Annotated in this window: 24 protein-coding genes; 9 read left to right on the top strand and 15 right to left on the bottom strand. The window is 54.9% G+C overall.

Features of this window, described 5'->3' with window-relative positions:
• Window positions 1-51: 51 nt before the first annotated feature.
• The 3 genes from ACFE33_RS12090 to ACFE33_RS12080 all read right to left on the bottom strand — a co-directional run bounded on the left by ACFE33_RS12090 (window position 52) and on the right by ACFE33_RS12080 (window position 3,433).
• Window positions 52-1,422: a CmpA/NrtA family ABC transporter substrate-binding protein gene (locus ACFE33_RS12090; protein WP_380053764.1), complete on the bottom strand. Its 1,371-nt coding sequence runs from the start codon at window positions 1,420-1,422 to the stop codon at window positions 52-54.
• Window positions 1,423-1,688: 266 nt separating this feature from the next.
• Entirely contained in the window at window positions 1,689-2,852 is a 1,164-nt protein-coding gene (locus ACFE33_RS12085; protein ID WP_380053761.1) for a CmpA/NrtA family ABC transporter substrate-binding protein, read from the bottom strand.
• Entirely contained in the window at window positions 2,849-3,433 is a 585-nt protein-coding gene (locus ACFE33_RS12080; protein ID WP_380053758.1) for an ANTAR domain-containing response regulator, read from the bottom strand. Before ACFE33_RS12080 ends, ACFE33_RS12085 begins: the two co-directional genes overlap by 4 nt.
• 279 nt (window positions 3,434-3,712) lie before the next feature.
• Between ACFE33_RS12080 and ACFE33_RS12075 the strand changes: the two genes are divergently transcribed.
• Window positions 3,713-4,090 carry a BrnA antitoxin family protein gene (locus tag ACFE33_RS12075; RefSeq protein WP_380053756.1) on the top strand — a complete coding sequence of 126 codons (378 nt, stop codon included), beginning with the start codon at window positions 3,713-3,715 and terminating at the stop codon, window positions 4,088-4,090.
• A 131-nt stretch (window positions 4,091-4,221) separates the two neighbouring features.
• Window positions 4,222-4,884 (top strand): putative phage abortive infection protein, encoded by a 663-nt coding sequence (locus ACFE33_RS12070; protein ID WP_380053753.1) that lies wholly within the window; start codon window positions 4,222-4,224, stop codon window positions 4,882-4,884.
• A gap of 31 nt (window positions 4,885-4,915) precedes the next feature.
• Here the strand turns inward: ACFE33_RS12070 and ACFE33_RS12065 are convergent.
• Both ACFE33_RS12065 and ettA read right to left on the bottom strand, forming a co-directional pair.
• Window positions 4,916-6,042 (bottom strand): IS3 family transposase gene (locus ACFE33_RS12065; RefSeq protein WP_380052470.1). Its coding sequence is split into 2 segments (ribosomal slippage): window positions 4,916-5,778 and window positions 5,778-6,042, totalling 1,128 coding nucleotides; the frame shifts between segments, so codons are not numbered across the junction.
• A 244-nt stretch (window positions 6,043-6,286) separates the two neighbouring features.
• Window positions 6,287-7,942 carry an energy-dependent translational throttle protein EttA gene (ettA, locus tag ACFE33_RS12060; RefSeq protein WP_380053750.1) on the bottom strand — a complete coding sequence of 552 codons (1,656 nt, stop codon included), beginning with the start codon at window positions 7,940-7,942 and terminating at the stop codon, window positions 6,287-6,289.
• A gap of 237 nt (window positions 7,943-8,179) precedes the next feature.
• Here ettA and ACFE33_RS12055 point away from each other — a divergent pair, with 237 nt between their 5' ends.
• The 3 genes from ACFE33_RS12055 (at window position 8,180) to ACFE33_RS12045 (ending at window position 10,515) form a co-directional block, all read left to right on the top strand.
• Window positions 8,180-8,680 carry a hypothetical protein gene (locus ACFE33_RS12055; RefSeq protein WP_380053747.1) on the top strand — a complete coding sequence of 167 codons (501 nt, stop codon included), beginning with the start codon at window positions 8,180-8,182 and terminating at the stop codon, window positions 8,678-8,680.
• Between the two features lie 173 nt (window positions 8,681-8,853).
• Window positions 8,854-9,885 (top strand): L-glyceraldehyde 3-phosphate reductase, encoded by a 1,032-nt coding sequence (gene mgrA, locus ACFE33_RS12050; RefSeq protein WP_380053744.1) that lies wholly within the window; start codon window positions 8,854-8,856, stop codon window positions 9,883-9,885.
• Between the two features lie 21 nt (window positions 9,886-9,906).
• Entirely contained in the window at window positions 9,907-10,515 is a 609-nt protein-coding gene (locus tag ACFE33_RS12045; protein ID WP_380053741.1) for a nicotinate-nucleotide adenylyltransferase, read from the top strand.
• Here ACFE33_RS12045 and ACFE33_RS12040 read toward each other — a convergent pair.
• Together ACFE33_RS12040 and ACFE33_RS12035 are read right to left on the bottom strand one after the other, a co-directional pair.
• The gene (locus ACFE33_RS12040; RefSeq protein ID WP_380053739.1) at window positions 10,505-10,801 is read right to left on the bottom strand and encodes a hypothetical protein; all 297 of its coding nucleotides are present in this window, start codon (window positions 10,799-10,801) and stop codon (window positions 10,505-10,507) included. The genes ACFE33_RS12045 and ACFE33_RS12040 overlap by 11 nt on opposite strands.
• A gap of 3 nt (window positions 10,802-10,804) precedes the next feature.
• Window positions 10,805-11,338, bottom strand: coding sequence for an EamA family transporter (locus tag ACFE33_RS12035; protein ID WP_380053737.1), 534 nt, complete (start codon window positions 11,336-11,338; stop codon window positions 10,805-10,807).
• Between the two features lie 138 nt (window positions 11,339-11,476).
• Between ACFE33_RS12035 and dacB the strand changes: the two genes are divergently transcribed.
• Window positions 11,477-12,901, top strand: a complete 1,425-nt coding sequence (gene dacB, locus ACFE33_RS12030) for a D-alanyl-D-alanine carboxypeptidase/D-alanyl-D-alanine-endopeptidase (protein ID WP_380053735.1) — start codon at window positions 11,477-11,479, stop codon at window positions 12,899-12,901.
• A 3-nt stretch (window positions 12,902-12,904) separates the two neighbouring features.
• Here the strand turns inward: dacB and ACFE33_RS12025 are convergent, their stop codons facing one another.
• Window positions 12,905-13,327 carry a tellurite resistance TerB family protein gene (locus ACFE33_RS12025; RefSeq protein ID WP_380053733.1) on the bottom strand — a complete coding sequence of 141 codons (423 nt, stop codon included), beginning with the start codon at window positions 13,325-13,327 and terminating at the stop codon, window positions 12,905-12,907.
• 116 nt (window positions 13,328-13,443) lie between these two features.
• On the opposite strand from ACFE33_RS12025, the gene ACFE33_RS12020 reads away from it, so the two are divergent.
• Both ACFE33_RS12020 and ACFE33_RS12015 read left to right on the top strand, forming a co-directional pair.
• Window positions 13,444-15,024, top strand: a complete 1,581-nt coding sequence (locus ACFE33_RS12020) for a lysine--tRNA ligase (RefSeq protein ID WP_380053730.1) — start codon at window positions 13,444-13,446, stop codon at window positions 15,022-15,024.
• Between the two features lie 68 nt (window positions 15,025-15,092).
• The gene (locus ACFE33_RS12015; protein ID WP_380053727.1) at window positions 15,093-15,515 is read left to right on the top strand and encodes a DUF4864 domain-containing protein; all 423 of its coding nucleotides are present in this window, start codon (window positions 15,093-15,095) and stop codon (window positions 15,513-15,515) included.
• Window positions 15,516-15,524: 9 nt separating this feature from the next.
• Here the strand turns inward: ACFE33_RS12015 and panB are convergent, their stop codons facing one another.
• Window positions 15,525-16,334: a 3-methyl-2-oxobutanoate hydroxymethyltransferase gene (gene panB, locus ACFE33_RS12010; protein ID WP_380053724.1), complete on the bottom strand. Its 810-nt coding sequence runs from the start codon at window positions 16,332-16,334 to the stop codon at window positions 15,525-15,527.
• 2 nt (window positions 16,335-16,336) lie between these two features.
• The gene (gene panC / locus ACFE33_RS12005) at window positions 16,337-17,185 is read right to left on the bottom strand and encodes a pantoate--beta-alanine ligase (protein ID WP_380053722.1); all 849 of its coding nucleotides are present in this window, start codon (window positions 17,183-17,185) and stop codon (window positions 16,337-16,339) included.
• Between the two features lie 221 nt (window positions 17,186-17,406).
• On the opposite strand from panC, the gene ACFE33_RS12000 reads away from it, so the two are divergent.
• On the top strand, window positions 17,407-19,902 hold the full coding sequence (locus tag ACFE33_RS12000) for an FAD-dependent oxidoreductase (protein ID WP_380053719.1): 2,496 nt from the start codon (window positions 17,407-17,409) through the stop codon (window positions 19,900-19,902).
• Between the two features lie 52 nt (window positions 19,903-19,954).
• On the opposite strand, the gene ACFE33_RS11995 is transcribed toward ACFE33_RS12000, so the two are convergent.
• From ACFE33_RS11995 to ACFE33_RS11975, 5 genes are all read right to left on the bottom strand, one after another.
• Window positions 19,955-21,028: a BMP family ABC transporter substrate-binding protein gene (locus ACFE33_RS11995; protein ID WP_380053716.1), complete on the bottom strand. Its 1,074-nt coding sequence runs from the start codon at window positions 21,026-21,028 to the stop codon at window positions 19,955-19,957.
• A gap of 301 nt (window positions 21,029-21,329) precedes the next feature.
• Window positions 21,330-22,250, bottom strand: coding sequence for an ABC transporter permease (locus ACFE33_RS11990; RefSeq protein ID WP_380053713.1), 921 nt, complete (start codon window positions 22,248-22,250; stop codon window positions 21,330-21,332).
• Window positions 22,250-22,591: a hypothetical protein gene (locus ACFE33_RS11985; RefSeq protein WP_380053710.1), complete on the bottom strand. Its 342-nt coding sequence runs from the start codon at window positions 22,589-22,591 to the stop codon at window positions 22,250-22,252. The genes ACFE33_RS11990 and ACFE33_RS11985 overlap by 1 nt, the downstream gene beginning before the upstream one ends.
• Window positions 22,588-23,673: an ABC transporter permease gene (locus tag ACFE33_RS11980; RefSeq protein ID WP_380053707.1), complete on the bottom strand. Its 1,086-nt coding sequence runs from the start codon at window positions 23,671-23,673 to the stop codon at window positions 22,588-22,590. The genes ACFE33_RS11985 and ACFE33_RS11980 overlap by 4 nt, the downstream gene beginning before the upstream one ends.
• Before the next feature lie 39 nt (window positions 23,674-23,712).
• The gene (locus ACFE33_RS11975) at window positions 23,713-25,233 is read right to left on the bottom strand and encodes an ABC transporter ATP-binding protein (RefSeq protein ID WP_380053704.1); all 1,521 of its coding nucleotides are present in this window, start codon (window positions 25,231-25,233) and stop codon (window positions 23,713-23,715) included.
• Between the last annotated feature and the right edge of the window lie 15 nt (window positions 25,234-25,248).

The following is a 25,248-nucleotide window of genomic DNA, read 5'->3' as shown; positions in this document are numbered from 1 at the left end:
AGTGAATGCAGGAAGCCCCGCCCCCGAAGTGAGGGAGGCGAGGCAAGTTGATTAGTTTGTGACGATATCGTCCTGTACGGTTTGCGACCCCTTAAGACCAATGGTCAGGCTGTCGATGTAGGCGTTGGGTGTGCGGCCATCGTAAACAACGCCGTCGATGATATCGGTCTCTGGTGTTGGTGCGCGGTATCCGTCGGTATCCCAAGGGAAGTCCGCTTCGGAGGCGAGCCCGTCTTCAACAAGGAGCTTGGCCGCTTCGAGGTAAATCTCTGGCTTGTATACGTTTTTAGCAGTTTCGTCATACCACTCGTCGGACTGGCCTTCTGGGATCTGCCCCCAGCGGCGCATCTGTGTGAGGTACCAAACAGCGTCTGAGTAATAAGGATAAGTCGCGAAGTAGCGGAAGAATACGTTGAAGTCCGGAACCTCGCGCACGTCGCCTTTTTCATACTCGAACGTACCTGTCATCGACGCCGCGATCACATCGTAATCCGCGCCGACATATTCGGAACGCGACAGGATCTCGACCGCTTCGGGGCGGTTGCCGTTTTCGTTGGCATCAAGCCACATCGCCGCGCGGATCAGTGCTTTGGTCAGAGCAAGCGTTGTGTTCGGGTTCTCTTCTGCAAATTCAGCAGTGATACCAAAGACTTTCTCGGGGTTGTTCTTCCAGATTTCGTAGTCTGTAACGACCGGAACACCGATGCCTTTAAACACCGCAGCTTGGTTCCATGGCTCGCCCACGCAATACCCAAGGATCGTACCCGCTTCGAGCGTAGCCGGCATTTGAGGAGGAGGCGTCACGGATAGCAGCACATCTGCTGCAAGTTGCCCTGATACGTCTTCGGGGGTGTAGTAGCCTGGCTCGATGCCGCCAGCGGCCAACCAATAGCGAAGCTCATAGTTATGTGTCGAAACTGGGAAGACCATGCCCATATTGAACGGCAAGCCCTGATTGGCATAATCATCAACCACTGGCTTGAGCGCCGCAGCAGAGATTGGGTGAACCGGCTTTCCTGCATCGTCTTTGGTGATGTGGGGGAGCATTTGTTCCCAAACTTCGTTGGAAACCGTAATGCCGTTACCGTTCAGGTCCATCGAGAAGGGCGTAATGATATGCGCCTCTGTGCCGTAACCGATTGTTGCGGCAATCGGCTGGCCCGCAAGCATATGCGCACCGTCAAGTTGGCCGTCGATGACGCGGTCCAGCAGAACCTTCCAGTTCGCTTGCGGTTCGAGCGTTACATAGAGGCCCTCGTCCTCAAAGTATCCCATCTCGTATGCGATCGCCAAAGGAGCCATATCAGTGAGCTTGATAAAGCCCAGTGTCAGCTCGTCTTTTTCAACATCCAACATCTCGGCATATGAAGGTGCCGCGAATGCAAAGCTCGTCGCCACGGCCATGCTTATTGCGTATCTCATGTATCTTTCCTCTTCTGTTGCGCCCCGGATGTTCGGACAAAGGGGCAGAAAATGAAAAAGCCGCGCGATTCTTCTGGCGGGGGAGGACCTGCCTTGGAATCGAGCGGCTTTGCTCATATCACCCGATTTGCGGGTGTATCTGGCTGGGCATCGTTGCCTAGCGTTGAGTTGAATTTAGGACCTCTGCCGCATTGCAGCGAGTCTTGCGGCCCTATCGGATTGAGTTTCTGGGGCTAATTCTGCGACTGCATAATAAATGTGCAGAATTACGCGCTAAGGTCGAAGATTTCGCCATCGAAAAAGGCATCTGGCCCCAGAATCATCTCTCCGCGGATGGAGGCAACCGATGTTGGAAGGCTCAAAGACCCCTCCAGTTTTTCTGAAGCAAAGGGCATATCCACCCCGATTCCAGACAGGTTTTGGCGATAGAGGTCCGTGCGGAAACACGCGCGAGCGACCTCAAGCGCGTGGGCTTGATCGATGTTATGGCGTATAGCAAGGCGCCGCGCGATCCAGGCCGCCTGACTACGCCACGGGAAGTTTGCGGCTGCTCCGTGGAACTTCTGGAAATTGGGTACATCAATCGGGTTCGCATGGGTCGCGGGAACAATCCGGCGCGAGAGAGCGCGGTCGATGATATGTTCGGGAAGGTTCAGATAATCAGGACGCGCGAGCAAGGTGGCGGCCATCATCCGGTTGGATGGATCGTCCAGCCAACGTGCCGCTTGATAGGTCGCGCGAGTGAGATTGCGGGCCTTTTGTGGGTTTTCCTCAATCCAGTCGTAAGGGGCGGCTAGCACTTTCTCGGGCGCAAAGCTCCAAATCGCGGAGCAGGGCAGGATAAGCTCCGCAACTTGCTTCTCAACCCCGAGTGATCCCCATGGTTCGCCCACGCAGAACGCGTCGATCTCGCCGCTCTCAATCGCATCGGGCATCCGCGGAGGGGGGACGATCTTGATATCCAGTCCCTGCGGATGCAGTCCGAGCGCGCTCAGCCAATGATGAAGAAGCTCCATATGCATCGCGAAGGGGAATGGCACCCCGACGCGCAGGTTCTCGCCCGCTACTTTAATGAGGTGCTGTCCGGTTTCGCGTGGTGTCTGGAAGTCTCCGTTCCAACCGCTCGCACGCATCTTTGCGGCAATCCTGGGGGCGACGCCGATGTTGTTCCCATTGACCGAAAGGACCATCAGAACGTCAATTTTTAAAGGCAAATTCCCAAGGTTCAGAGAACTGGCAATCGGCGCAGGAGAGAGCATCTGCGCCGCATCTAAATGCCCAAGCGCCAGCATATCGCGCAGGGCAGACCAGCTTGGATGTTTCACTAGATTAAGCGAAATCGAATTGGCTTCGGCAAAGCCCAATTCATGCGCGATAATAAGGGGGGCGGAGTCCACAAGCGGGACAAATCCAAGGCTAAGGGGCGTCATTTGAGCATCTCGCTTGCCATGATTAATGCGTTGGCGACATCGGCCGTTTTGCGACCTTGGTTCATTGCAGTGGTGCGCAGAAGGGAATAGGCTTCGTCTTCGGAAATCCCCTTGGCGGCAATCAATAACCCTTTGGCGCGATCAATGGTTTTGCGGTCGGCGAGGGCGGCCTTGGCGGCGTCGCGTTCATTGCGGATTTGCGACACCATATGAAAGCGTGCAATCGCCGCATCAATCACGGGCTTAATCCTGTTTTTCGTAAGCCCATCAACAACATAAGCCGAAAGCCCTGCGTCAATTGCGGCCTTGGTCATCTCTGGATCAGAGCGATCAACGAACATCGCCACGGGCCGTGAATTTGCGCCAGAAGCGACCGAGAGGCTCTCGAGCGTATCGCGGCTTGGGTTGGCGATATCGACGAGAACCACATCCGGATTTAACTCCTTTAGACGCTGATTAAGCGCCGTTTCGTCCCCCAAAACAGTGATGGCATAATCATCAGCGTCACAAAGACCATCTACGATCATGCGGGCACGTTCTGGGTCAGGCTCTAGGACGGTGATGCGGAGTTTGTCGGCCATTTTTACCGTCTAGGGCCAAGCGATTTGATCGGACAGAGCCGAAGCGGTTTGAAGAAATCCTCCGCACACGGATGGCGCGAAAAGCGGCGATTGCGGGCGGCGTTGCCTATTTCTTGGGCGCACTATTAACGGTGCGCGAGGCGGCGAAATGGGCAATGTGATTGGCATATGATTTTCATATGTTTTGCGTATGCGTGAAATATGCGTGCGGCGGAGTCGGGAAAAGTTAACGGATATCGGGAATGATTGAAGGCGCGTTCACATTCTCAGGAGGCCGCGATGCCAACCCAACACAATCAAATGACCCGCCATAAAATCGCTCCAGCCTCTGATCGGCGGGTGACCAAGGAGCAGCATCGCCACCTGCGAATGGCCAAAAATACGCTCGCGCGGATAAACACGGAGGTGCGGGCCGCAGAGCTTAGGGCCGAGTTTATCCCCGAGGAGTGGGAGGAGATTTCGGAGGCCTTCGGGTTCACGCCTCGCAATGCGCGGGTGACGCTTTTATTGGAGGAGCCCGTGCTGAAGTACTACCGCGCGTATGGGGCGGGCTATCAACGAATAATTAACGATGTGCTGGCATTGTTTGCGGAGCTGCGCATGAGCAAAGTGATCGAGGCCCGCGAGGATCGGGATGAGGATGGGAAGGCGATTTGAGGTTTTTAGGCATTTGGCATGCGGTTAGTTTCATTGAACCTAATTCTAACTGGAAGTGACATGGCAATTAGCAGAATGTCGTATTAATTTCCAATACTTAGGTTAGGTTGGATCACAAGGGGAAATCGTGAATGGATACTACGTTAGAAAACAAGGAGAAAGCCGACACTCCAAGTATATGGCTCGCGTTGATTTTTGCCGTCCTAGTTATCGCTGTTATTGGCTTGAACTGGTACTTTGTTCACCCGCTAGCCAATCGAGGCACCTTCGGCGATATGTTCGGGGCTGCAAACTCAGTGTTTACTGGATTAGCTTTTGTTGGGGTAGTCTATGCGATTAGACTTCAGCATCACGAAGTCGGTCTGCTCAACACAGAACTGCAGATTTCTAAGTCGATGGTCAGAAAACAACAAGAATTGGCCGAACAACAAATTGTGCATCTAAATGTACAGCAGTTCGAGGGTTCGTTTTTCAACTTTTTCAATGTTTTTGTTGGCTTAGTGGAGAAAATTGAGATTCGAGAAGGTGCGACAAGGGAGAAGTACACAGGAAAAGGTGTCTTAAGTTCAATGTTATACGATGTAGATGGGACACTGTCTAATGACACGGCGATAAGTTCAGAGGCTGCATATGAAAAACTATATGAAACGCAAAACTCAGTACTTGGCCATTATTTCCGAACATTATCTAACCTAGTAAAGCTCGTTGATTCATCGAGTATTACTAATAAGCGCCTCTACACTAACCTTATCCGCGCTCAACTAACTGATGATGAGGTTATGCTATTGTATTGATCAGCCCCACCTAAGTAGTCCAGTTTGAATGTTAGTGCATGATCGGCCTTAGTTCCATCGGGACGATGGTTTCCGGAGCCGGCGGGCGGTAGCCCAGAGCACTGTGTGGTCGTTTGGTATTGTAGTGTTTCCTCCAGCTTTCGATGATAATCTGTGCTTCGCGTAGAGTGTAAAAGCTCTCCCCGTTCAGCAACTCGTCGCGGAACCGGGCATTGAAACTTTCGCAATACCCATTCTCCCACGGCGAGCCAGGCTCAATGTAAGCCGTTTTGGCTCCAACCGCCTCAATCCAGTCTCGAACAGCCCGAGCTATGAACTCCGGGCCGTTGTCCGACCTGATGTAGGCCGGAACGCCGCGCAAGATGAACAGATCCGTGAGTGCGTCGATGACTTCTGTCGAGTTCAACTTCCGCTTCACCCGGATCGCCAGGCATTCCCGGCTGTATTCGTCCAAGATGTTCAGGGTCCGGAACGCTTTCCCGTCATCAGTTCGATGATGAACGAAGTCATACGACCAGACGTGGTTGCGATACTCTGGCCGCAGCCGGACACATGAGCCATCATTTAGCCAGAGCCGCCCCTTCTTGGGTTGTTTCATGGGTACTTTGAGCCCCTCACGCCGCCACAACCGTTCAACCCGCTTGTCGTTCACCTGCCAGCCCGCATCCCTGAGCAGAGCCGCAATCCGGCGATACCCGTACCGGCCATACTGACGTGCCAGTTCGATCATATCAGCAACCAGCCGTTCTTCGTCACTTCGGTCAACAGGCAACCGCCTCTGGGTGGATCGGTTCTGCCCCAAAACACGACAGATCCGCCGCTCAGACACCCGCACCTCATTGCGAATGTGATCGATGCAGGCGCGGCGGCGCGAGGGGCTCAGAAGTTTCCCCGTGCGGCTTCCGACAGGATCAACTTGTCCAGGGTCAGATCAGATACGGCTCGCCGCAGTCGATCATTCTCCTTCTGAAGCCGCTTTAGTTCCCTCAGTTGGTCGGTTCCCATTCCGCCATATTGTTTGCGCCAACGATAAAACGTCTGTTCAGTTATCTGCACTTGCCGGATTGCATCAACACGCGGCATGCCTTGACCGCAAAGCACCTCAACCTGCCGCAACTTCGTGACAATCTCTTCTGGCTTGTGTCGCTTAATTCCCATTTTCAATCCTCCGATTCCTAACTATAGGGGCGGACCACTTCAAAGGGGGAGGACCAGTATCTTAATGGTTTGACCGAGCGAAGCGCGAATTTCAAACCGCTACTTGAGAAGTATGCTTTCTTAAAAAATGTTGATCAGAGTAGTATATACTTCTCAAGAGCAGCTGGAGTATATGATCCAGCTGCATACGAATAGCCATGTTGTTCGCGATTGTTAGTTGCAATCGATGCTTTTGCACGGTGACTTACCGAACAAACTTCTTATGCTTCATCCGTGTCGGCTCTAGCGCGTCCGCGCCTAGACGGCGTTTTTTGTCTTCTTCGTAGTCTTCGAAGTTGCCTTCGAACCACTCTACGTGTGCGTCGCCTTCGAAGGCGAGCATGTGGGTGCAGATGCGGTCGAGGAAGAAGCGGTCGTGGGAGATGACGACGGCGCAGCCTGCGAAGTCTACGAGGGCGTCTTCTAGGGCGCGGAGGGTTTCTACATCCAAATCGTTGGTGGGCTCATCGAGGAGGAGGACGTTGCCGCCTTCTTTCAGAAGACGCGCCATGTGGACGCGGTTGCGTTCACCACCCGAGAGCATTCCGAGTTTTTTCTGTTGATCGCCGCCTTTGAAGTTGAACGATGAGCAATAGGCGCGGGCGTTTACTTCGGCGTCGCCAAGTTTGATGATTTCGCCTCCGTCGCCGATGGCCTCGAACACGGTTGCGTTGTCGTCGAGATCGTCGCGGTTTTGATCAACGTAGGAGAGTTGAACGGTGTCGCCGTATTCAACAGTGCCTTCGTCTGGTTGCTCTTGGCCGGTCAACATGCGGAACAGCGTGGTTTTACCCGCGCCGTTGGGGCCGATGACGCCCACGATCCCACCGGGTGGGAGGGAGAACTCGAGGTTTTCGACCAGAAGCTTATCGCCCATTGCTTTCTTGAGGCCTTGGACTTCGATCACCTTGGACCCAAGGCGTGGGCCATTGGGGATGATGATTTGGGCGCGGCCGACTTTCTCGCGCTCGGATTGGTTGGCGAGATCGTTGTAGGCGTTGATACGTGCTTTAGATTTCGCTTGGCGCGCCTTGGGTGACTGGCGCATCCATTCGAGTTCGCGCTCAAGGGTTTTCTGTTTGGATTTGTCCTCTTTGGCTTCCCGCTCAAGACGTTTGGCCTTTTGTTCGAGCCATGCGGAGTAGTTGCCTTCGTAAGGGATGCCCTGACCACGGTCGAGTTCAAGAATCCAGCCCGTGATATCGTCAAGGAAATAACGGTCGTGGGTAACGCAGAGGATCGTGCCTTTGTAGTCGATCAGGTGCTGTTGCAGCCATGCGATTGTTTCGGCGTCGAGGTGGTTGGTTGGCTCGTCGAGGAGCAGCATGTCGGGGGCTTCGAGGAGAAGCTTGCAGAGCGCGACGCGGCGCTTCTCACCACCGGAAAGTGTTGTGACATCAGCGTCGTCAGGAGGGCAGCGGAGGGCTTCCATCGAAACGTCGATCTGGGCGTCGAGGTCCCAGAGGTTCTGGCTGTCGATCTCGTCCTGAAGTTTCGCCATCTCGTCGGCGGTTTCTTCGGAGTAGTTCATCGCAAGTTCGTTGTAACGATCAAGGATCGCCTTTTTATCCGCGACGCCGAGCATGACGTTGCCGCGCACATCGAGGCTTGGATCAAGCTCTGGTTCCTGTGGAAGATAGCCAGCAGTCGCGCCTTCGGCGAGCCAAGCTTCACCTTGGAATTCTTTGTCGATCCCCGCCATGATGCGCATCAGGGTCGATTTACCCGATCCGTTGGTACCGACGACGCCGATTTTCACGCCGGGCAAGAAGTTTAGACGGATGTTTTCAAAGCATTTTTTCCCACCGGGGTAGGTTTTGGAGACTCCGTCCATGAAGTAGACAAATTGATATGCGGCCATGTGGTCTCTCCGAATGTAAATTGGGGTTGAGTCCGTTTAATTCGTTGCGGCGGTTTGTGCAATCTCTGTCGCGGAATTAGGACCGCTCGAAGCATATAAAAAAGAGCGTCGGAGGGATGTGGGAGCTGTTTTCGACTGAAGCTAGTCGTTGATAGTTGACCATTGGCGTTTTAAGGTTCTGTGGAGTCAGTTGATTCCGTTGGCTTTTGGAACTTAATTTTTTAGAAGGAAATTGACATGCGAAACGTGAAATTACTCGCCGCAGCTACAATCTTGGCCGTTGGCGCTTCTGCCGCATCTGCCCAGAACCAGTTTGAGATGTTCGCTGAGGTCGAAGGTTGGAAAGTCTGGAAAGACAACGAGAAAGGCTCGTGCTTTATAGAGCGCCGCGACGAAGCGGGAAGCGTTGTGCAAATGGGTCTGACGGCCGATAAGACACTTGGATACGTTGGCGCGTTTACACAAGCTGAAACCGATATCAAAGACGGTGAGATTCAAGAAATCCAGATCATCGTCGGCGATCATTATTACAAGGGTGAATCCGAAAGCATGCGTGGGAATCTGTCCAACGGCTATACCGGTGGCTACTTTATGTCTCCGAGCGCGCAGCTTCTGGAAGATATTGCAAAACAATATGTTATGACAATCTTCCCGGAAACAGACTACGCACTTGAGATCAATCTGGACGGCACGCTCAAAGCGACAGAATCCGCGCACGAGTGTAACCAAACATTCTAAGATTACGGATTGGGCGGCCCGAATTGAATTGGGCCGCCCTTTTTGTTGTTCGGGGCAGTGTTTCCCAAATTTGCATTCACCGAAAATTAAGCTAGTACAGTCATACCCTTGATGCAGCGGCAGCTTGGTAACCAGAATTCCTGTGCAGATGCGCGCATAATAGTGAGGATCACATGAGCTATAGACCCGCCGAGAATCGTTACGAAAAGATGCCTTACCGTAAATGCGGAAACTCTGGGCTGAAGTTGCCTGCGATATCTCTTGGTCTGTGGCACAATTTCGGAGGCGATACGCCGCATGAAACTAAACGCGAGATCACGCAGGCGGCGTTTGATCTTGGCATCACGCACTTTGACCTTGCGAATAACTATGGTCCGCCTCCTGGTTCCGCAGAGACAGCATTTGGCGAGATTTTGCGGACAGACTTCGCGGGTTATCGTGATGAGTTGATCATTTCTACTAAGGCGGGATACCAGATGTGGGATGGTCCCTATGGCGAGTGGGGCAGCCGTAAGTATCTAATTGCGTCGTGCGATCAGAGTCTTAAGCGTATGGGTTTGGATTACGTCGATATCTTCTATTCGCACCGGTTTGACCCTGAAACGCCGCTTGAGGAAACGATGGGTGCGCTGGATTACATTGTGCGGTCGGGGCGCGCGCTTTATGCGGGGATTTCCTCTTATAACTCCGAGAAAACGCGCGAAGCCGTTGCCATTTTGAATGATCTGGGCACGCCCTGCGTTATTCATCAGCCGTCTTACAATATGTTCAATCGCTGGGTGGAAAACGATGGGCTCAAGGACACGCTTTCTGATCTTGGCGTTGGTTCGATTGCCTTTACACCGCTTGCGCAGGGTATGTTGACCAAGAAGTACCTCAAGGGCGTTCCAGAAGGGAGCCGCGCGACACAGGGTAAATCGCTTCTGCCGGAAATGCTGAACGAGAACACATTGGCAAGCATTCGCGCACTCAATGAGATGGCAGAAGGTCGTGGCCAGACGCTTGCGCAGATGGCGATTGCATGGGTCTTGCGCGGGGGCGGAATTACCTCGGCGCTGATCGGGGCAAGCAAGGCAAGCCAAGTTGTGGATTGCGCGGGTGCGATTGAGAACCTTGAGTTCAGCGCGGATGAGTTGGCCGAGATTGATCGGCTCTCGGGCGAGGCGAATATCAACCTTTGGGCAAAGTCGTCGCAGACTGACTGATTGAGCGGAGCGAGTTGCGCCATGCGGTATGATATGCCCTACGCCCGCCCAGGCGCAAAAATCGGCTTGTTGGGCGGATCGTTTGATCCGCCCCACGCTGGCCATTTGCATATTTCACGCGCCGCTTTGAAGCGGTTTGGCTTGGACGAAGTTTGGTGGCTTGTGTCGCCGGGCAATCCGCTCAAGACCAAGGGCCCTGCGTCGATTGAGCGCCGCATGGCGGCGTCGCGTGCGCTGGTGGATCATCCGCGTATCAAGATTACGGATTTTGAACTTTACAGCGGCACGCGGTATACGGCGGCCACGCTGGAGGCATTGTTTGCGGCCTATCCGCGTGTGGATTTCACGTGGTTGATGGGGGCGGACAATCTGGCGGATTTTCACCGCTGGGATAAGTGGCAATGGATCATGGAAAACGTCCGGATCGGCGTTTTGGCGCGGCCTGATGATTGCTTGCGGGCGCTTAGAAGTCCTGCGGCGCGGCGGTTCGCCTATGCGCGTTTGCACGAAGAACATCGTATGAAGCTTGCGCACGCGGAGCCACCCGCGTGGTGTTTTGTGAATCTTCCGATGATGCGGATTTCTTCAACAAGGTTGCGCGCGCGCGGGGACTGGCCGACTAGCGCTTGAGTGCCAGTGACGCAAAGCCCGATGTGACGAGGATGACCAGTCCAATTCCCGACACCATATCGGGAAGCGCTCCGAAAACTGTGTAACTATAGATCGTTGCGGCGATGATCTGAAAATAAACGAACGGCGCGAGGCGGCTTGCGGGCGCAAGTTTATAGGCAAACACCAGAAGCAGGTTTCCAAGCATCGACGCAACGGCCGACCCAAAGGTCAGCGCACCGACCGTGAGAGAAACCTCGGGGATGTTCCGTGCGCCGAGCGGCGTGAGCAAGAGGGCCGCAATCACAAGTTAGCTAAATAATAGCGCGCGCGGTGGCGCGACGTCCGAGAGCCAGCGGCTTGAGGTCAGGAAACACCCGTAAAACAAGCCCGCAAGCACCGCGAACAAAAGCCCGGTGGACATCCCGAACCCCGGTTTGACGATCAGCAAGATGCCGACAAACCCCGCAAGCAAGAGGAGTGTGCGCGGCCACGTGATTTGTTCACGAAGCAGGAATGCGGCCAGAAAGTACGACAGGATTGGCCCAACAAAGAAAGCGCCGATGACGTTTTGCAGGGGTTCGGTTTCAAGCGCGGTGAGGATTGAAGAAACGCCCCCCGTGAGTAACGCTCCGCGCAGCCAGATACGCCAGTCAAGGTATAGGCGTGCGTCAAAGTGGCGGGAATTCAGAAAAGGTAGAACACAGACCGCCCCTAGCACAAACCGCGACCACGCAACGTAGAACGGCGTGGCGTTGTGATCGGTAAGGAGAAGCTTGCCGAATGTGTCGCCCAAAGGGATGAGTGACATGCTGATCAGCATGAGGATAAGGGCGAGACGCATAACTTTCCTTCGGGCGGAAACAGGCCACACGCGCTGTGAACGCTTGTTATGCGGCATTTCTGCGGGTTATATGCGCTTATGAGCAAGCGATATTCAAGACGATTTATTCTCGCGGGTTTGCTGAGTGGTGGCGCTTCGATGGCGACTGCGAATGCGCCAGAAACTTCGCTATTCCCGCCCGTAAAGCCAACTAACTTCGGTAGGATTGCGGCTGAGCCCTATGCGCAGATTGTCGCGAATGCAGGGGTGAGCGGTAAGGTCGGGTTTGTCGTTGCCGACGCAGATACGGGTGAGGTTCACGAGGCATATAACGCGTTCTTGGCGCTGCCGCCTGCGTCTGTTGCCAAGGCCGTGACGGCGCAATATGCGATTGATGGGCTGGGGATGTCCTATCAGTTTCAGACGAAATTGATTGCGACTGGTCCTATCTCGAATGGTCGGATCAAGGGCGATCTGGTGCTGGTTGGTGGCGGAGATCCCACGCTTTCGACGGATGCGCTTGCGGACCTTGCATCAACGTTGAAGGCGGCAGGCGTGCATGGGGTCGATGGAGAATTCCTCGTTTATTCCAGTGTCTTGCCCTATGTGCGGGCAATTGACAACGGGCAGCCAGATCATGTTGGGTACAACCCGGCGGTGTCTGGACTAAACCTGAACTTCAATCGCGTGCACTTTGAGTGGAAGCGCGCAAATGCGGGTTATTCCGTGGCGATGGATGCGCGGACGGGGCAGTATCGGCCAGAGGTGCAGATGGCCAAGATGGTCGTCAAGAAACGCAGCGTGCCGATCTATACCTACGCAGATGGTGAAGATACCGAGCATTGGACCGTTGCGAGCGGCGCGCTGGGCGATGGCGGGAGCAGGTGGCTCCCTGTGCGGCGCCCTGAACTTTATGCTGCGGATGTGTTCCGTACGATGGCGCGGGCGCATGGTATTGAGCTAAAGAAAGAGCGCGTAGTTACCGATGCGCCGCAGGGCGATGTGGTTGCCGAATTCGATAGCAGCGAAGTTCGCGATATCGTGCGTGGCATGTTGAAGTATTCGACAAATATCACCGCTGAGGTGCTAGGCCTTGAGACAACACGCAAACGTGAAGGGCGCCCATCGGACCTCACTGAATCGGGGGCCGCGATGGCGCGCTGGGCGGCGCAGAATGCGGGTATGACCAACGCGAAGTTTGTGGACCATTCCGGCCTCAGCGATCAGTCACGCGTGGCTGCGCGTGAAATGGTATCGGCACTTGTTGCCGCGAAACCGAATGGGCCGTTGCACGAACTGATGAAGGATATCAGAATCACCAACAGCAAAGGCGAAGCCATTCAGAATTTCCCTGCCCAAGTGCGCGCCAAGACAGGTACGTTGAATTTCGTAAGCGCTTTGGCGGGCTATATCACCACGGCATCGGGTGCGAATTTGGCCTTTGCGATCTTTACGGCGAATATGGACGAACGCGCGAAAATTGCGCGCGAAGATCGCGAAGTACCACCCGGCGCGCGTCCATGGGCAAGACGATCACGCCGGATGCAGCAAGAATTGTTGCAGCGCTGGGCGAAGGTTTACTAGGCCTTAAAGCGTTGTGTGGCGCGCACGGCTTCCGCGTTCGATGGCGGCAGCGTGGAGGCGGTCGATATTTAGCTCATAGCGCATTTCTTCAAGAATCCGCAGTTCCTGATCGGTGAGCTTACCGTCAGAAGCCGCCACATCGCAGGCCAGCGCATAGGCCGTTTCGTAGAGCTTTTCGTCCAGATTTTCGCGGATCAGGCCAAAGAGCGCATCAAGCCCGTCCTCTTCTGTAAAGAGCGCCAAGACGTTCTTTGAGATGCCAGCCATACGGTCCTGATCGAAGTCCGCAAAAACGGGTAGGTGGTTCACGATACGCTGGATCGTCACAAGCTCGGCTGTGCGAATATCCTCGTCGCTGGCAGACACCGCAATCATCATCGCTACGAGTGCGTCTTGTGGGCTCCAGGAATGGGCAAAGTCTGTCATCTATGAACTCCGATCAATGTATTTTCCCAGCTAGAATATTGACGTGGGGAAGGGGGCGCAATAGGAGACAGGGTGGATGGGGCATTGGGCCTCAGATTAACAAGACGAGTGTTGAAATGTCTGATCTGCGTGAAACTGCGATGAATTCGAAAGCTTGGCCCTTTGAAGAAGCGCGTCGCGTATTGAAACGTTATGCAAAACAGGACCCCGAGAAGGGATACGTGCTTTTCCAGACGGGGTACGGTCCGTCGGGTTTGCCGCATATCGGAACCTTCGGCGAAGTTGCGCGCACAACCATGGTGCGCCGCGCGTTCGAGATGATCAGCGACATTCCGACTAAGCTCCTTTGCTTCTCGGATGATATGGATGGTTTCCGCAAGGTGCCGACCAATGTCCCGATGCAGGAAGAGTTGAAGCAGGACCTCAACCTGCCGCTTACGCGCGTGCGCGATCCGTTTGGAACCCACGAAGGCTTTGCGCAGCACAACAATGCGCGCCTGTGTGATTTCCTTGATAGTTTTGGCTTTGATTATGAGTTTGCCAGCTCGACCGAGTATTACACCTCTGGTCGGTTTGACGAGACTCTGCTTGAGGCCTGTCGCGTCTATGACAAGATCATGGGCATTATGCTTCCGACTTTGGGTGCTGAGCGTCAGGCAACCTATTCTCCGTTCCTACCGATTTCGCCGAAAACGGGTCATGTCTTGCAGGTTCCGATGCTTGAGGTGAATGCCGACAAGGGAACAATTGTTTACCAAGAGCCTGACGGCGAGAAGGTCGAACTGCCCGTCACCGGCGGCAACGTCAAAATGCAGTGGAAGCCGGATTGGGCGATGCGCTGGGCCGCGCTGGGTGTGGACTATGAAATGTCGGGCAAGGATTTGATCGACTCGGTTACCCAAGCCACCAAGATTTGCCGCGCGCTGGGTGCCAAGCCGCCAGAGAGCCTGACGTATGAGCTTTTCAACGACGAGTTGGGCCAGAAGATTTCCAAGTCCAAAGGGAATGGCCTGTCGATGGAGGAGTGGCTTACCTATGCTGCGCCGGAATCGTTGCAGTATTTCATGTATCAGAAGCCAAAATCAGCCAAGCGTCTGTATTTTGATGTGATCCCGAAAGCGGTGGACGAGTATCATCAGCAATTGCGCGCGTATGGCGATCAGGATGAGAAGGCACGGCTCGCCAACCCTGTGTTCCATATCAATGGGCACAATGTTCCTAGCTCGGATATGCTGGTGCCGTTTGCAATGTTGTTGAACCTCGCGTCGGTTTCGGCTGCCGAGGACAAAGAGCAGATGTGGGGCTTTATCCAGCGGTACGCGCCAGAAGCGACACCGGAAAACAATCCGGCGATGGATGAGGCCGCAGGGTTTGCCGTGCGGTATTACAACGACTTTGTGAAACCGACGAAAACCTACCGTTTGGCGGAGGGCAAAGAAGTGGCTGCGCTCGAAGATCTTGCTGCGCGGTTGCGCGAGTGGGATGGCGGTGCGGACGCGGATGCACTTCAATCAATGGTCTTCGCTGTTGGCAAAGAGCACGGTTTCGAGCCTCTGCGGGATTGGTTCAAGACGCTCTATGAGGTGCTCTTGGGTGCAAGCCAGGGCCCACGCTTTGGTGGTTTTATTGCGCTTTATGGTGTCGAAGAAAGCATCAAGTTGATCGAGGACGGCCTTGCGGGGAAACTCGCCAGCTAACAAAAACGTGATTAGGGGATATCTCTTCGTGGACGCAAACTGTTTGCGTCCATGAGGAGAAGTGAACCATGCGTAATTTGCTTGTTGGCGCCTTATGCCTTGCCCTGTCTCCGCTGGCGGCGGTGGCCCAGACCGGTGATAAAGACGGCCCGGTTGGTGCGCTCGAGAATACCGTTCTAAGTCAGATCGAGGCCTTCCGTGCAGGCGATTTCGAGGCCGCGTTCGAGTTCTCCTCAGACGGTATCCGAAAGTATTTTGGATCGCATGAAACCTTCAAGGCGATGGTTTCGAACGGCTATTCGATGGTCGTGGATCCCGAAGAAGTGACATTCCTCAATAACCGCCCCGAGGGGCGCGCTGTTTGGCTCAAGGTGCTCATCCGTTCCAAGAACGGCGAAGCGCATGTTCTGGATTATCAGATGGTTCCAGACCGCGAAGGATGGAAAATTAACGCGGTCCTACCCGCCACAGAGGGCAGAACCGCGGCATAATTTCATGGATTATTTGTAAATCTGGTCTTCGCTCGGGAAGGCGCGGGATTTCACTTCGTCCGCGTATTCACCCACGGCCTGTTCGATCATTTCGCCCAGTTTTCCATAGACTTTGACAAACTTTGGCGTCCATGGCGATAGACCGAGCATATCCTCTAGCACCAAAATCTGGCCGTCGCATTTCGCGGAGGCGCCAATGCCGATGGTCGGGATTGCGACCTGCTCGGTGATGCGCGCAGCGAGGGGTTCAACCATGCCTTCAAGTACAATCGCGAAGGCTCCTGCTTCGGCGACTGCACGTGCATCTTCTTCGTGAATGGCCCAAGTGTCTTCGTCGCGCCCTTGGGTTTTGAAGCCCCCCATGACATGGCTCGATTGTGGTGTGAGACCGATATGCGCCATGACGGGAATGCCCCGCTCGGTGAGGAAGCGAATGGTTTCCGCCATGCGTTTGCCGCCTTCGAGCTTAACGGCTCCGCATTGAGTTTCTTTCATGATCTTAGCCGCGTTGCGGAAGGCGACAGAGGGGGATTCTTCGTAGGTGCCAAAGGGCATATCCACGACGATCAGCGCCTTTTCGGTGCCGCGCACAACTGCTTTGCCGTGCATGATCATCAATTCGAGCGGCACGCCGACGGTGCTATCCATGCCGTGCATAACCATGCCCAGACTGTCGCCCACGAGAATGAAATCTGCGTGGTTATCGACGATCGCGGCGGTGTGCGCGTGGTATGAGGTCAGCGATACAATCGGTTCTCCGCCCTTGCGCGCGGCAATTTGCGGTACGGTTGTGCGGCGAATTTTGACTTGTTTTGACATGACTACCTCGGGGTTACAACGCGTTGATCTATCAAGAGAATATCTCCGAACTTAACAGAGATCATAATGGCGGTCGGCCCGTTGATCGGACCATCGAGCGGGGCGAGGGATTCTGCGGCAACGATGTCGAGCCCCTCAAGCGTGCCTCGCGGCTCTGTTGCGATTGTGGCGCGGATGCTCTTGGCGAGGTCCGAAACCGTTGTTCCATTGTGCACCGTTTTTTCGGCGGCATCCAGTGCCTGGCACAAAATGACTGCGGCTTTGCGATCCTCTGGAGTTAGGCGCACGTTGCGCGATGACATCGCCAGCCCATCGGACTCTCGCATGGTGGGAACAGGGAGAATTTCGATAGGGACGTGCAAATCGCTAACCATTTTGCGGATAACCTGAAGCTGTTGGTAATCCTTCTCGCCGAATGCGGCGACGTCGGGGCCGACGATGTTGAAAAGCTTGGTCACCACAGTTGAAACACCGCGATAATGACCGGGCCGCACAATGCCATGAAGCATGTTGGCAAGCTGTGTTGTCTCGACGATTGTTTCCGCATCTTCGGCATAGATATCAGAGACTTGCGGCATGAAAACTGCCGAGACGCCAGCGGCTTCTAGTCGGGCTATATCTGCGTCCTCGGTGCGGGGATATTTTTCGAGATCTGCGCTGTCGCCGAATTGAGTGGGGTTCACGAAAATTGTTGCCACCACTTTGTCCGCGCGTTCGGCGGCGGCCCTGACCAATGAGATATGGCCGTCATGGAGCGCGCCCATTGTCGGAACCAAACCAACAGAGTGCCCCGCTTGGCGAAGTCCGCGCACATGGGTGCGAATGTGCGCAACAGAACGGCAGATTTCCATAGAATTTCCTATTTCCGTATCCGATGAGGGATCATAACTTTGGCGTATCAACGGGACAAGCGCCTAGCATATTGTGCCGTCCCGTCACCATCGGAAAATATCCGTTTGCGACGGTGTATTACGGGCAAAGTCGGTTTTGTTATATTAACGTCGGAAGGGGCGCGCAAAATGGCTTAGGATGGGCCAAACTGAAGTGATGCTGTTAGCCTAGGGAGCAAGTAATGAAAACGCATGTCAAAGCCTTGGTTGTCGGAGGAGGTGCGGTTGGTGTCTCGGTTGCGTATCATTTGGCGCGAGCGGGTTGGGACGACGTCATGCTGCTTGAGCGGGACGAGTTGACCAGCGGCTCTACTTGGCATGCGGCGGGGCTTTTGCCGTATTTCAATATGTCCTATGCGACCACGCATATTCATGATTATTCCATCAAGTTCTACAAAACTCTCGAGGAAGAAACGGGCTTGAACGCGGGTTTTTCGGTGGTCGGGAACTTGCGTATGGCGCAAACGCGGGCGCGGATGGACGAGTATATGCTCTATGCGTCGACCGCCGAGACCTGCGGTGTGCCGTTTGAATGGATGACACCCGCGCAGATCAAAGAGCGCTGGCCGCTGGTGCGGACCGAGGACCTTGAGGGCGCGATTTACCACCCGACCGATGGCTACATTAACCCTGCCGAAGTGACGATTGCGATGGCCAAGGGCGCGCGGCAGCGAGGTGTTGTGGTTGAGCGGCGCTGGCAGGTTGATAGCTATGTTTGGTCGGGAACCGAGTGGGTTGTTACTTGTACCAAGATGGTTGAACGCGGCGGAAACCTTGTCCCATCGGATGAACAAGTAACTATCACTGCCGAGCACGTCGTCACCGCCACAGGGAACCACGCGCAGCGAACGGCGCAATTGTTAGGGATAAAAATCCCTGCGATCCCTGTGGAGCACCAATTTATCGTAACCGAACCCGACGCGGCCCTGGTTGAATATCGCAAGATGCATAAGGAACATCCCGTGCTAAGGGATGCCGATGCGAAATGGTATGTGCGAGAGGAACGGGGAGGTTGGATCCTTGGCCCCTATGAGCGCAATGCGCCCGCGCGGTTCAAATATGGCGTGCCTGATAGTTTCCGTGCCGATCTGTTCCCGCTTGATTTGGAGCGGATCGAGGAAGAATACCTCAGCATGATTCACCGGATACCGTCGTCAGAAACGGTTGGCCTAAAGGATGATTTCAACGGTCCGATTTGTTACACGCCCGACGGGAACCCGCTTCTTGGACCTGCGCCGGGATTGCGGAATATGTGGCTTGCTGAAGGGTTCAGCTTTGGCATTACCGCTGCGGGTGGTGCGGGCAAGTACCTTGCGGATTTGATGGTTGAGGGCGAAGCCGAGATCGATATGGCCAGCCTTGATCCAAAGCGTTTCGGAAGCTGGATGACCACCGAATACGCCGCGCTCAAGAACGAAGAAGCCTATGAGCACGTTTATATCCTTCACCATCCCGACGAAGAGCGCCCCGCTGCGCGACCGTTGCGGACAAGTCCTGCCTATGATCGTCAGAAGGCTGCTGGCGCGCAATTCGGGCAGGTGAACGGCTGGGAGCGACCGAACTATTATGCGCCAGAGGGGTTCAATGACCATGACGCGCGCAGTTTCCGCCGTGGCGGTTGGTGGCAATACGCAGAGCAGGAGGCCAGTGCCATCCGCGAGGGCGTGGGCCTTATTGATGCGACGGCGTTCACCAAACACGTGGTTCACGGACCGGGCGCAACGGCGTTTCTGGACTGGTTTACGTGTAACAGATTGCCCAAGGTCGGGCGGATAAACCTGACCTATGCGCTCACCTCGGCGGGGACGACGCGGACGGAATATACCATCGTGCGCTTGGCCGAGAATGACTATTACCTCGTGTCGGCGGGGGCGTGGTCGGATTATGATCGTGACTACCTTCTTAAGGCACTCGAAGACTGGAACGCGAGCAATCAGGGGAATTGGGCCAGTGTTCAGGATGTCACGACACAGTGGGGCGTTTTCGCGATCGCAGGTCCCAAGAGCCGCGATGTCTTGAATGAATTGATCCGCGACGCCGATCCAGAGGCCGCCTTGTCAAACAAGCGCTTCCCCTGGCTTACTTGCCGCGAGATTGAGTTGGGCATGTGCCCCGTGCGCGCGATCCGCGTGGCCTATACTGGTGAACTTGGGTGGGAGCTTCATCACCCGATTGAGATGCAGAACTACCTTTGGGATCAGTTGATGCAAGCGGGTGAGAAGCACGGATTGAGGCTTGTCGGCGCGCGGGCGCAGAACTGGCTTAGACAAGAGAAGTCCTATCGCGCATTCGGAACGGAGCTCGGGCGCGATGCCACACCGCAAGAGGCGGGGCTGGACCGATTTATTGATTTGTCGAAGTCGTTTTACGGCAAAGAGGCTATGCTTGCGACGGGTGTGCGCAGCCGTTGTGTGACGCTGCTCATTGATGGGCCAAAGGACGCAGACCCATGGGGGCGCGAGGCGCTCTATGTAGGGGATCAGCGCGTTGGTCGGCTTACGTCTGGCGGGTACTCGGTCGCGTTCGGCAAGAGCATCGGAATGGGATATGTCGCGCCTGCACATGCGGCCGTTGGGACGAAGCTTCAGGTAAAAATGTTCGATCAACTCTGGGGCGCCGTTGTGGCCGAAGATAGCCCCTATGACCCAACCAACGCGACCATTCGACAGGATGGATAAACGCAAAAGCCCGGGGAAATCCCCGGGCTTTCGTTAGTCGATTGGTGAACGCTTATTGTGGCAGATCGCCTTCGATACCTTCTACATAGAAGGACATTCCCAACAGATCGCCATCGCCTGCTGTTTCGCCTTCAGCAAGCCAAGGAGTGCCGTCCTGCTTGTTCAAAGGACCAGTGAACGGGTGGTAAGAGCCATCTGCGATTGCGTTTGCAAGCGCGGTTGCTTCGTCTTTCACAGGTTGTGGAAGTTTATCGGTAAAGTCGCCGATTTCTACCATGCCAGAGTCGATGCCGCCCCAGGTGTCAACTTGCTCCCAAGTGCCATCCATAACGGCTTTCGTACGCTCGATGTAGTATGGCGCCCAGTTGTCGATGATGGAAGAAACGCGCGGACCGTCAGCATATTGGCCCATGTCGGAAGCTTGACCAAATGCAATAACGCCTTCGGTTTCTGCCGCTTTGGCCATTGGTGCAGTGGAGTCGGTGTGCTGCATGATCACGTCAACGCCTTGCTCGATAAGAGCCGCTGCAGCGTCTGCTTCTTTGGCTGGGTCAAACCATGAGAATACCCAGACGACTTTCATTTCTGCTTCAGGGTTAACTTTCTTGGCGTGGATGTACGCAGAGTTGATACCGCGAATAACCTCTGGGATCGGGAAAGACGCGATGTAGCCGATTTTGTTCGACTTGGTCATGCGACCTGCGATTGTACCGATAACTGCGCGGCCTTCATAGAAGCGTGCGCCATATGTGGACACGTTCGGATGCTCGCGCTTATAGCCAGTCGCGTGCTCAAACTTGATGTCCGGGAATTTCGCCGCAACGTTGTTGGTTTGATCCATAAAACCGAACGAAGTGGTGAAAATCAGGTCATGACCAGACAGCGCCATTTGAGTCAGAACGCGCTCTGCGTCTGGGCCTTCGGCAACGTTCTCGACATATGTTGTTTCAACTTTGTCGCCAAACTCTGCTTCGACTGCTTTACGGCCTTGGTCGTGCTCGTATGTCCAGCCGCCATCGCCAGGTGTGCCGACATAGACAAAACCAACTTTGGTTGTCTCTGCCGCTGCTGGCATTGCAACGGCTAGCGCAAGCGCTGCGGTTGCGATTGTTTTCATGAATTTCATTTATAGTCTCCCCTATAGTGGACTTGGTGTTGGTTCGTCTGGTTTTGCGTAACGCGCGCCTTCAGAGCACGTCAAACATGGCCGTAGTGCCCACTATCTGAGCACTGCGCCCGTATTCGAGATTAGCGTTGGTGTGCCGCCAAAAGTCTTGGAGACCTTATCGCTGAATCCGAAGCTGGTAAAGAATACCTTGGAATTGGCGCCAAGGTTCCAATGGCTTTTTTGTTTTGCCCATATATTCGACAACAGTTTGTAAACGCGCATATTTTTCGACGGATTAATATGCGAAGAATTGCACATATTATGACACCGCATAAAAGGGTTTTCCAAGTGATGCGGGCGCGGCGGTTGAGCTTCTGGAGATCAGGACGAGCACAATGATCGTAATGAGGTATGGGCTCATCGAGAGGTATTCCACGGGTACGGGGAAGCCTGCGACCTGAAGGTTGAGTTGTAGAACCGTGATGCCGCCAAAAAGATAAGCGCCAAATAGCACGCGCTGTGCCTTCCAGCTTGCAAATACAACAATCGCGAGGGCAATCCAGCCGGCGCCTGCGGTCATTCCGTCGGTCCATTGCGCCACACGCACCAGCGACAGGTGCGCGCCGCCAAGGCCCGCACAGGCTCCGCCAAATGCAATTGCCGCCACACGGATGCGCACTACTTTGTATCCAAGCGCGTGTGCGGCATCGTGGTTTTCCCCCACGGCACGCAAGACAAGCCCAAGGCGCGTGTATTTCAGGAAGGCCCAGACTGCCACAAGCAGGATAAGCGAGAAATATACAATAGGGTCATGTGAAAACAGAACGCGCCCGAAAAACGGCAAATCGGACAAGACGGGGATTTCCAACTTGGCCGTCGCAGGGGGGCGCACCTCGGCATAGGATTGCCCGATGAGTGCCGAAAGGCCCAATCCAAAGAGCGTAAGCGCAAGGCCTGTCGCCACTTGGTTTGACATAAGTTTCAGTGTGAGAAACGCGAAGATCAGGCTTAACAAAGCCGACGCGCCCGCCGCTACGACAAACCCGATAAACGGGCTTTGGGTAGTGTAAGCGGCAACAAAACCAGACACCGCACCCGTAATCATCATCCCCTCAACACCAAGGTTAAGAACACCGGCCTTCTCGACGACCATTTCGCCAATCGCCGCCAAAAGGATCGGCGTGGCTGCAACCATTAGGGACGCAAGAAGAGCAGCGAGTTGAATTTGCGAAAGGTCCATTACGATTCTCCGATAAGGATGAAGGCCGTGAGTAGATATCCAACGAGGCAACCAACGAGGAAAACGCTCCACCCAATTAGGTTAATGCGTTTGTCGCCGTGATCGGGCTCTGTTGTGGAAAGGCGAAAGAAAGGAGCAAGCCAGCGCAAAAGGTTCTCGCGAAACAGGATCGTGCCCATATAAATCAGAATAAGCGCGGCAAACCAGAGTGGCGCTGCCACGAACCCAATCCCAAGTTGCACGGCAATTGCCCGCCCCATAGCGCCAATAAGCACGCCGAAAAACAGCACGATAGCGGTTAGGGTGACACGCCGCAGGAGGGATGGTTGTGCAGCGCTCATACGGTTTCCGATTTGCCGATGCGCAGGCGATAATTGGTGAACACATCCATCGCGAGCAAGAAGAACAGAAGCATCCCTTGGAACACCTGAATTGCCGCCGCAGGTAGTGTGAGCATAAGTTGCGCCAACTCTCCGCCGATATACGTCAGCGCCAAGAGCAGCCCCGCGAATAGGATGCCGACGGGATGAAGCCGCCCAAGGAACGCAACGATAATCGCAGTAAAGCCATAGCCCGCGTTAAAGCTGATGTTGATTTGGCCAGAGGGGCCAGCGACCTCGAAAATCCCTGCAAGGCCCGCAGTAACGCCTGAGATACCCATACAGATAAGGATAAGGAGCTTTGGTCGAACACCCGAGAAACGCGCGGCGCGGGGGCTCTCACCCGTTAGGCGGATTTGAAAGCCAAGCATATGGCGGTTAAGAAGAATATAGGCGGCAATCACAGCGATAAACGCGGCGATAACGCCCCAATGCATGCCCGTTCCCGAGATTAACTCGGCGTTATGCCCCGCAGGATACTGTTGGAAATTACGCGATCCAGGGAAGCCCATGCCGTCTGGGTTGCGCAACGCTCCCTGTGAAACCGAGGAGAGGATATTCACCGCCACGTAAACGAGCATTAGTGAAACGAGAATCTCGTTCGTGCCGAACTTGGTCTTGAGTAGGGCAGGGATCATCGCCCACAACATGCCGCCGATCGCGCCCGCAATCACCATTAACGGGAAAACAAACCATGCGTCGAGCGGATAGAAGGCCAATCCGACAGCAGCGCCACAAATCGCACCGATGATGTATTGCCCTTCGGCACCGATATTCCAAATCCCCGCGCGAAACCCGAGCGACAAACCGATCGCGATAAGGATAAGCGGTGCGGCTTTTACTAAGAGCTGTGGTCGTGAGTATCCGGCGAAGGCGGGGTTAAACAACGGATCCCAGAAGATCGTGCGAATAACCTCAAACGGGTCCTTGCCAAGGAACGAGAACAGGATGCCCCCCGCAATCATCGTCGCCAAAACAGCGGCGACGGGTGTGATGAATGTCCACATGCGCGACGGGGTGGGGCGTTTTTCGAGGTGGATCATTTGGATGCCCCATTCATTGCAGCAGATGTAAGAGAAAAATTAGACATGGGCGACCTCCATGCCATGCGCGCCACCCATCATCAGGCCGATCTGATCAACCGTCAGGCCTTGTACGGGGCGCGGAGCAGTGAGCGTGCCTTCGTTCAGGGCCGAGAAGTTGTCCGAGATTTCCATCAGCTCATCAAGGTCTTGCGAAATCACGATCACGGCGGAACCTTGGGCGGCCAAATCAAGCAATGCCTGTCGAATATCGGCGGCGGCGGCGGCGTCTACGCCCCAAGTGGGCTGATTTACGACCAACACATCCGGGCGCTGGAGGATTTCGCGCCCGACGACGAATTTCTGAAGATTCCCGCCCGATAGCGCCCGCGCCACGTTTTGTGGACCCGGAGTTCGGACATCAAAATCCTTGATGATTTTCTCGGCAAAGTCCCGCGCCGCGTTCCATTTCAAGAAACCGCGATTGGTAAGGTTCTCGCGGATCGCGCCGGTCATCAGTGCGTTTTCAACAAGCGACATATCGGGCGCGGCGGCGTGGCCCAAGCGTTCCTCTGGAGCGGTCAGTATGGCCAAACGTCGGCGTGCATTGGGCCCCAAGTTTTGCACGGGTGTACCGTTGACGCTGACCACACCCGAGTTTGGTTGTGTTTCGCCCGATATCGCGGCGAGGAGTTCGTCTTGGCCATTGCCTGCGACGCCGCCAATCCCGAGGATTTCGCCCGCATGTACTTGAAAGGAAACGTTTTTCAAAGATGTGCCAAAAGCAGTCGGCGCTTTCATCGACAGATCGCTGACCTTTAGAACGATATCTTCAAAGGCATGCGGGGTGCGCTCTGGGGTGTGGAGGGTCTGGCCGACCATCATTTCGGCCAGCTCGCGGGAGCTCTTTTCGCGCGGATCGCAGATATCGACAACCTTGCCGAGCCGCAGGATCGTGGCACTGTCACACAGGCTTCGGATTTCGTCGAGCTTGTGAGAGATGTAAAGGATCGCGGTGCCCTCGGCCGAGAGTTTGCGCAGTGTCGTAAAGAGGATCTCGACCTCCTGCGGTGTAAGCACCGAAGTTGGTTCGTCCATGATGAGGATTTTGGGGTTTTGAAGCAAACAGCGAATGATTTCAACGCGTTGACGTTCACCAGCGGAGAGCTCGCCAACAAGGCGGTCAGGATCAAGCGGAAGGCCGTAAGTCTCGGAGACTTCGCGGATTCGAGCACTCAGGACATTTTGCTTGGGCGGGTTCTCCATTCCGAGGGCGATGTTTTCTGCAACGTTTAGCGCGTTGAACAGAGAGAAATGCTGGAAGACCATCGCCACACCAGAGGCCCGTGCGGCGCGCGGTTCGGCAGGGGAATAGGGCGCGCCATTGAGTGTCATGTCGCCGCTGTCGGGGCGCACAAGGCCGTAGATCATCTTGACGAGCGTTGATTTTCCCGCGCCGTTCTCTCCGAGGAGTGCGTGCACTTCGCCGGGCTTGATTGCAAAGGAAACATCACTGTTTGCGACGACTCCGGGGTAGGCTTTGGTGAGTCCATTCACCGCCAGTAGCGCAGTTTCTATCATGTCGTCGTCCCCATT

Source organism: Falsihalocynthiibacter sp. SS001, assembly GCF_042445055.1.
Lineage (GTDB): Bacteria > Pseudomonadota > Alphaproteobacteria > Rhodobacterales > Rhodobacteraceae > Falsihalocynthiibacter.
The sequence above is the reverse complement of the archived record's forward strand: the minus strand, read 5'-3'. Positions and strand labels throughout refer to the sequence as shown.

Excerpts from the sequence above, each read along its gene's own strand:
- ACFE33_RS12000 (WP_380053719.1), top strand. The coding sequence starts at position 17,407 with ATGAAAACGCATGTCAAAGCCTTGGTTGTCGGAGGAGGTGCGGTTGGT.
- ACFE33_RS12015 (WP_380053727.1), top strand. The coding sequence starts at position 15,093 with ATGCGTAATTTGCTTGTTGGCGCCTTATGCCTTGCCCTGTCTCCGCTG.
- ACFE33_RS12055 (WP_380053747.1), top strand. The coding sequence starts at position 8,180 with ATGCGAAACGTGAAATTACTCGCCGCAGCTACAATCTTGGCCGTTGGC.
- ACFE33_RS12045 (WP_380053741.1), top strand. The coding sequence starts at position 9,907 with ATGCGGTATGATATGCCCTACGCCCGCCCAGGCGCAAAAATCGGCTTG.
- ACFE33_RS11975 (WP_380053704.1), bottom strand. The coding sequence starts at position 25,233 with ATGATAGAAACTGCGCTACTGGCGGTGAATGGACTCACCAAAGCCTAC.
- dacB (WP_380053735.1), top strand. The coding sequence starts at position 11,477 with ATGGCGACTGCGAATGCGCCAGAAACTTCGCTATTCCCGCCCGTAAAG.
- mgrA (WP_380053744.1), top strand. The coding sequence starts at position 8,854 with ATGAGCTATAGACCCGCCGAGAATCGTTACGAAAAGATGCCTTACCGT.
- ettA (WP_380053750.1), bottom strand. The coding sequence starts at position 7,942 with ATGGCCGCATATCAATTTGTCTACTTCATGGACGGAGTCTCCAAAACC.
- ACFE33_RS12025 (WP_380053733.1), bottom strand. The coding sequence starts at position 13,327 with ATGACAGACTTTGCCCATTCCTGGAGCCCACAAGACGCACTCGTAGCG.
- ACFE33_RS12090 (WP_380053764.1), bottom strand. The coding sequence starts at position 1,422 with ATGAGATACGCAATAAGCATGGCCGTGGCGACGAGCTTTGCATTCGCG.
- panC (WP_380053722.1), bottom strand. The coding sequence starts at position 17,185 with ATGGAAATCTGCCGTTCTGTTGCGCACATTCGCACCCATGTGCGCGGA.
- ACFE33_RS12070 (WP_380053753.1), top strand. The coding sequence starts at position 4,222 with ATGGATACTACGTTAGAAAACAAGGAGAAAGCCGACACTCCAAGTATA.
- ACFE33_RS12085 (WP_380053761.1), bottom strand. The coding sequence starts at position 2,852 with ATGACGCCCCTTAGCCTTGGATTTGTCCCGCTTGTGGACTCCGCCCCC.
- ACFE33_RS11980 (WP_380053707.1), bottom strand. The coding sequence starts at position 23,673 with ATGATCCACCTCGAAAAACGCCCCACCCCGTCGCGCATGTGGACATTC.
- ACFE33_RS11990 (WP_380053713.1), bottom strand. The coding sequence starts at position 22,250 with ATGGACCTTTCGCAAATTCAACTCGCTGCTCTTCTTGCGTCCCTAATG.
- ACFE33_RS12035 (WP_380053737.1), bottom strand. The coding sequence starts at position 11,338 with ATGCGTCTCGCCCTTATCCTCATGCTGATCAGCATGTCACTCATCCCT.
- ACFE33_RS11985 (WP_380053710.1), bottom strand. The coding sequence starts at position 22,591 with ATGAGCGCTGCACAACCATCCCTCCTGCGGCGTGTCACCCTAACCGCT.
- panB (WP_380053724.1), bottom strand. The coding sequence starts at position 16,334 with ATGTCAAAACAAGTCAAAATTCGCCGCACAACCGTACCGCAAATTGCC.
- ACFE33_RS12075 (WP_380053756.1), top strand. The coding sequence starts at position 3,713 with ATGCCAACCCAACACAATCAAATGACCCGCCATAAAATCGCTCCAGCC.
- ACFE33_RS11995 (WP_380053716.1), bottom strand. The coding sequence starts at position 21,028 with ATGAAATTCATGAAAACAATCGCAACCGCAGCGCTTGCGCTAGCCGTT.
- ACFE33_RS12020 (WP_380053730.1), top strand. The coding sequence starts at position 13,444 with ATGTCTGATCTGCGTGAAACTGCGATGAATTCGAAAGCTTGGCCCTTT.
- ACFE33_RS12080 (WP_380053758.1), bottom strand. The coding sequence starts at position 3,433 with ATGGCCGACAAACTCCGCATCACCGTCCTAGAGCCTGACCCAGAACGT.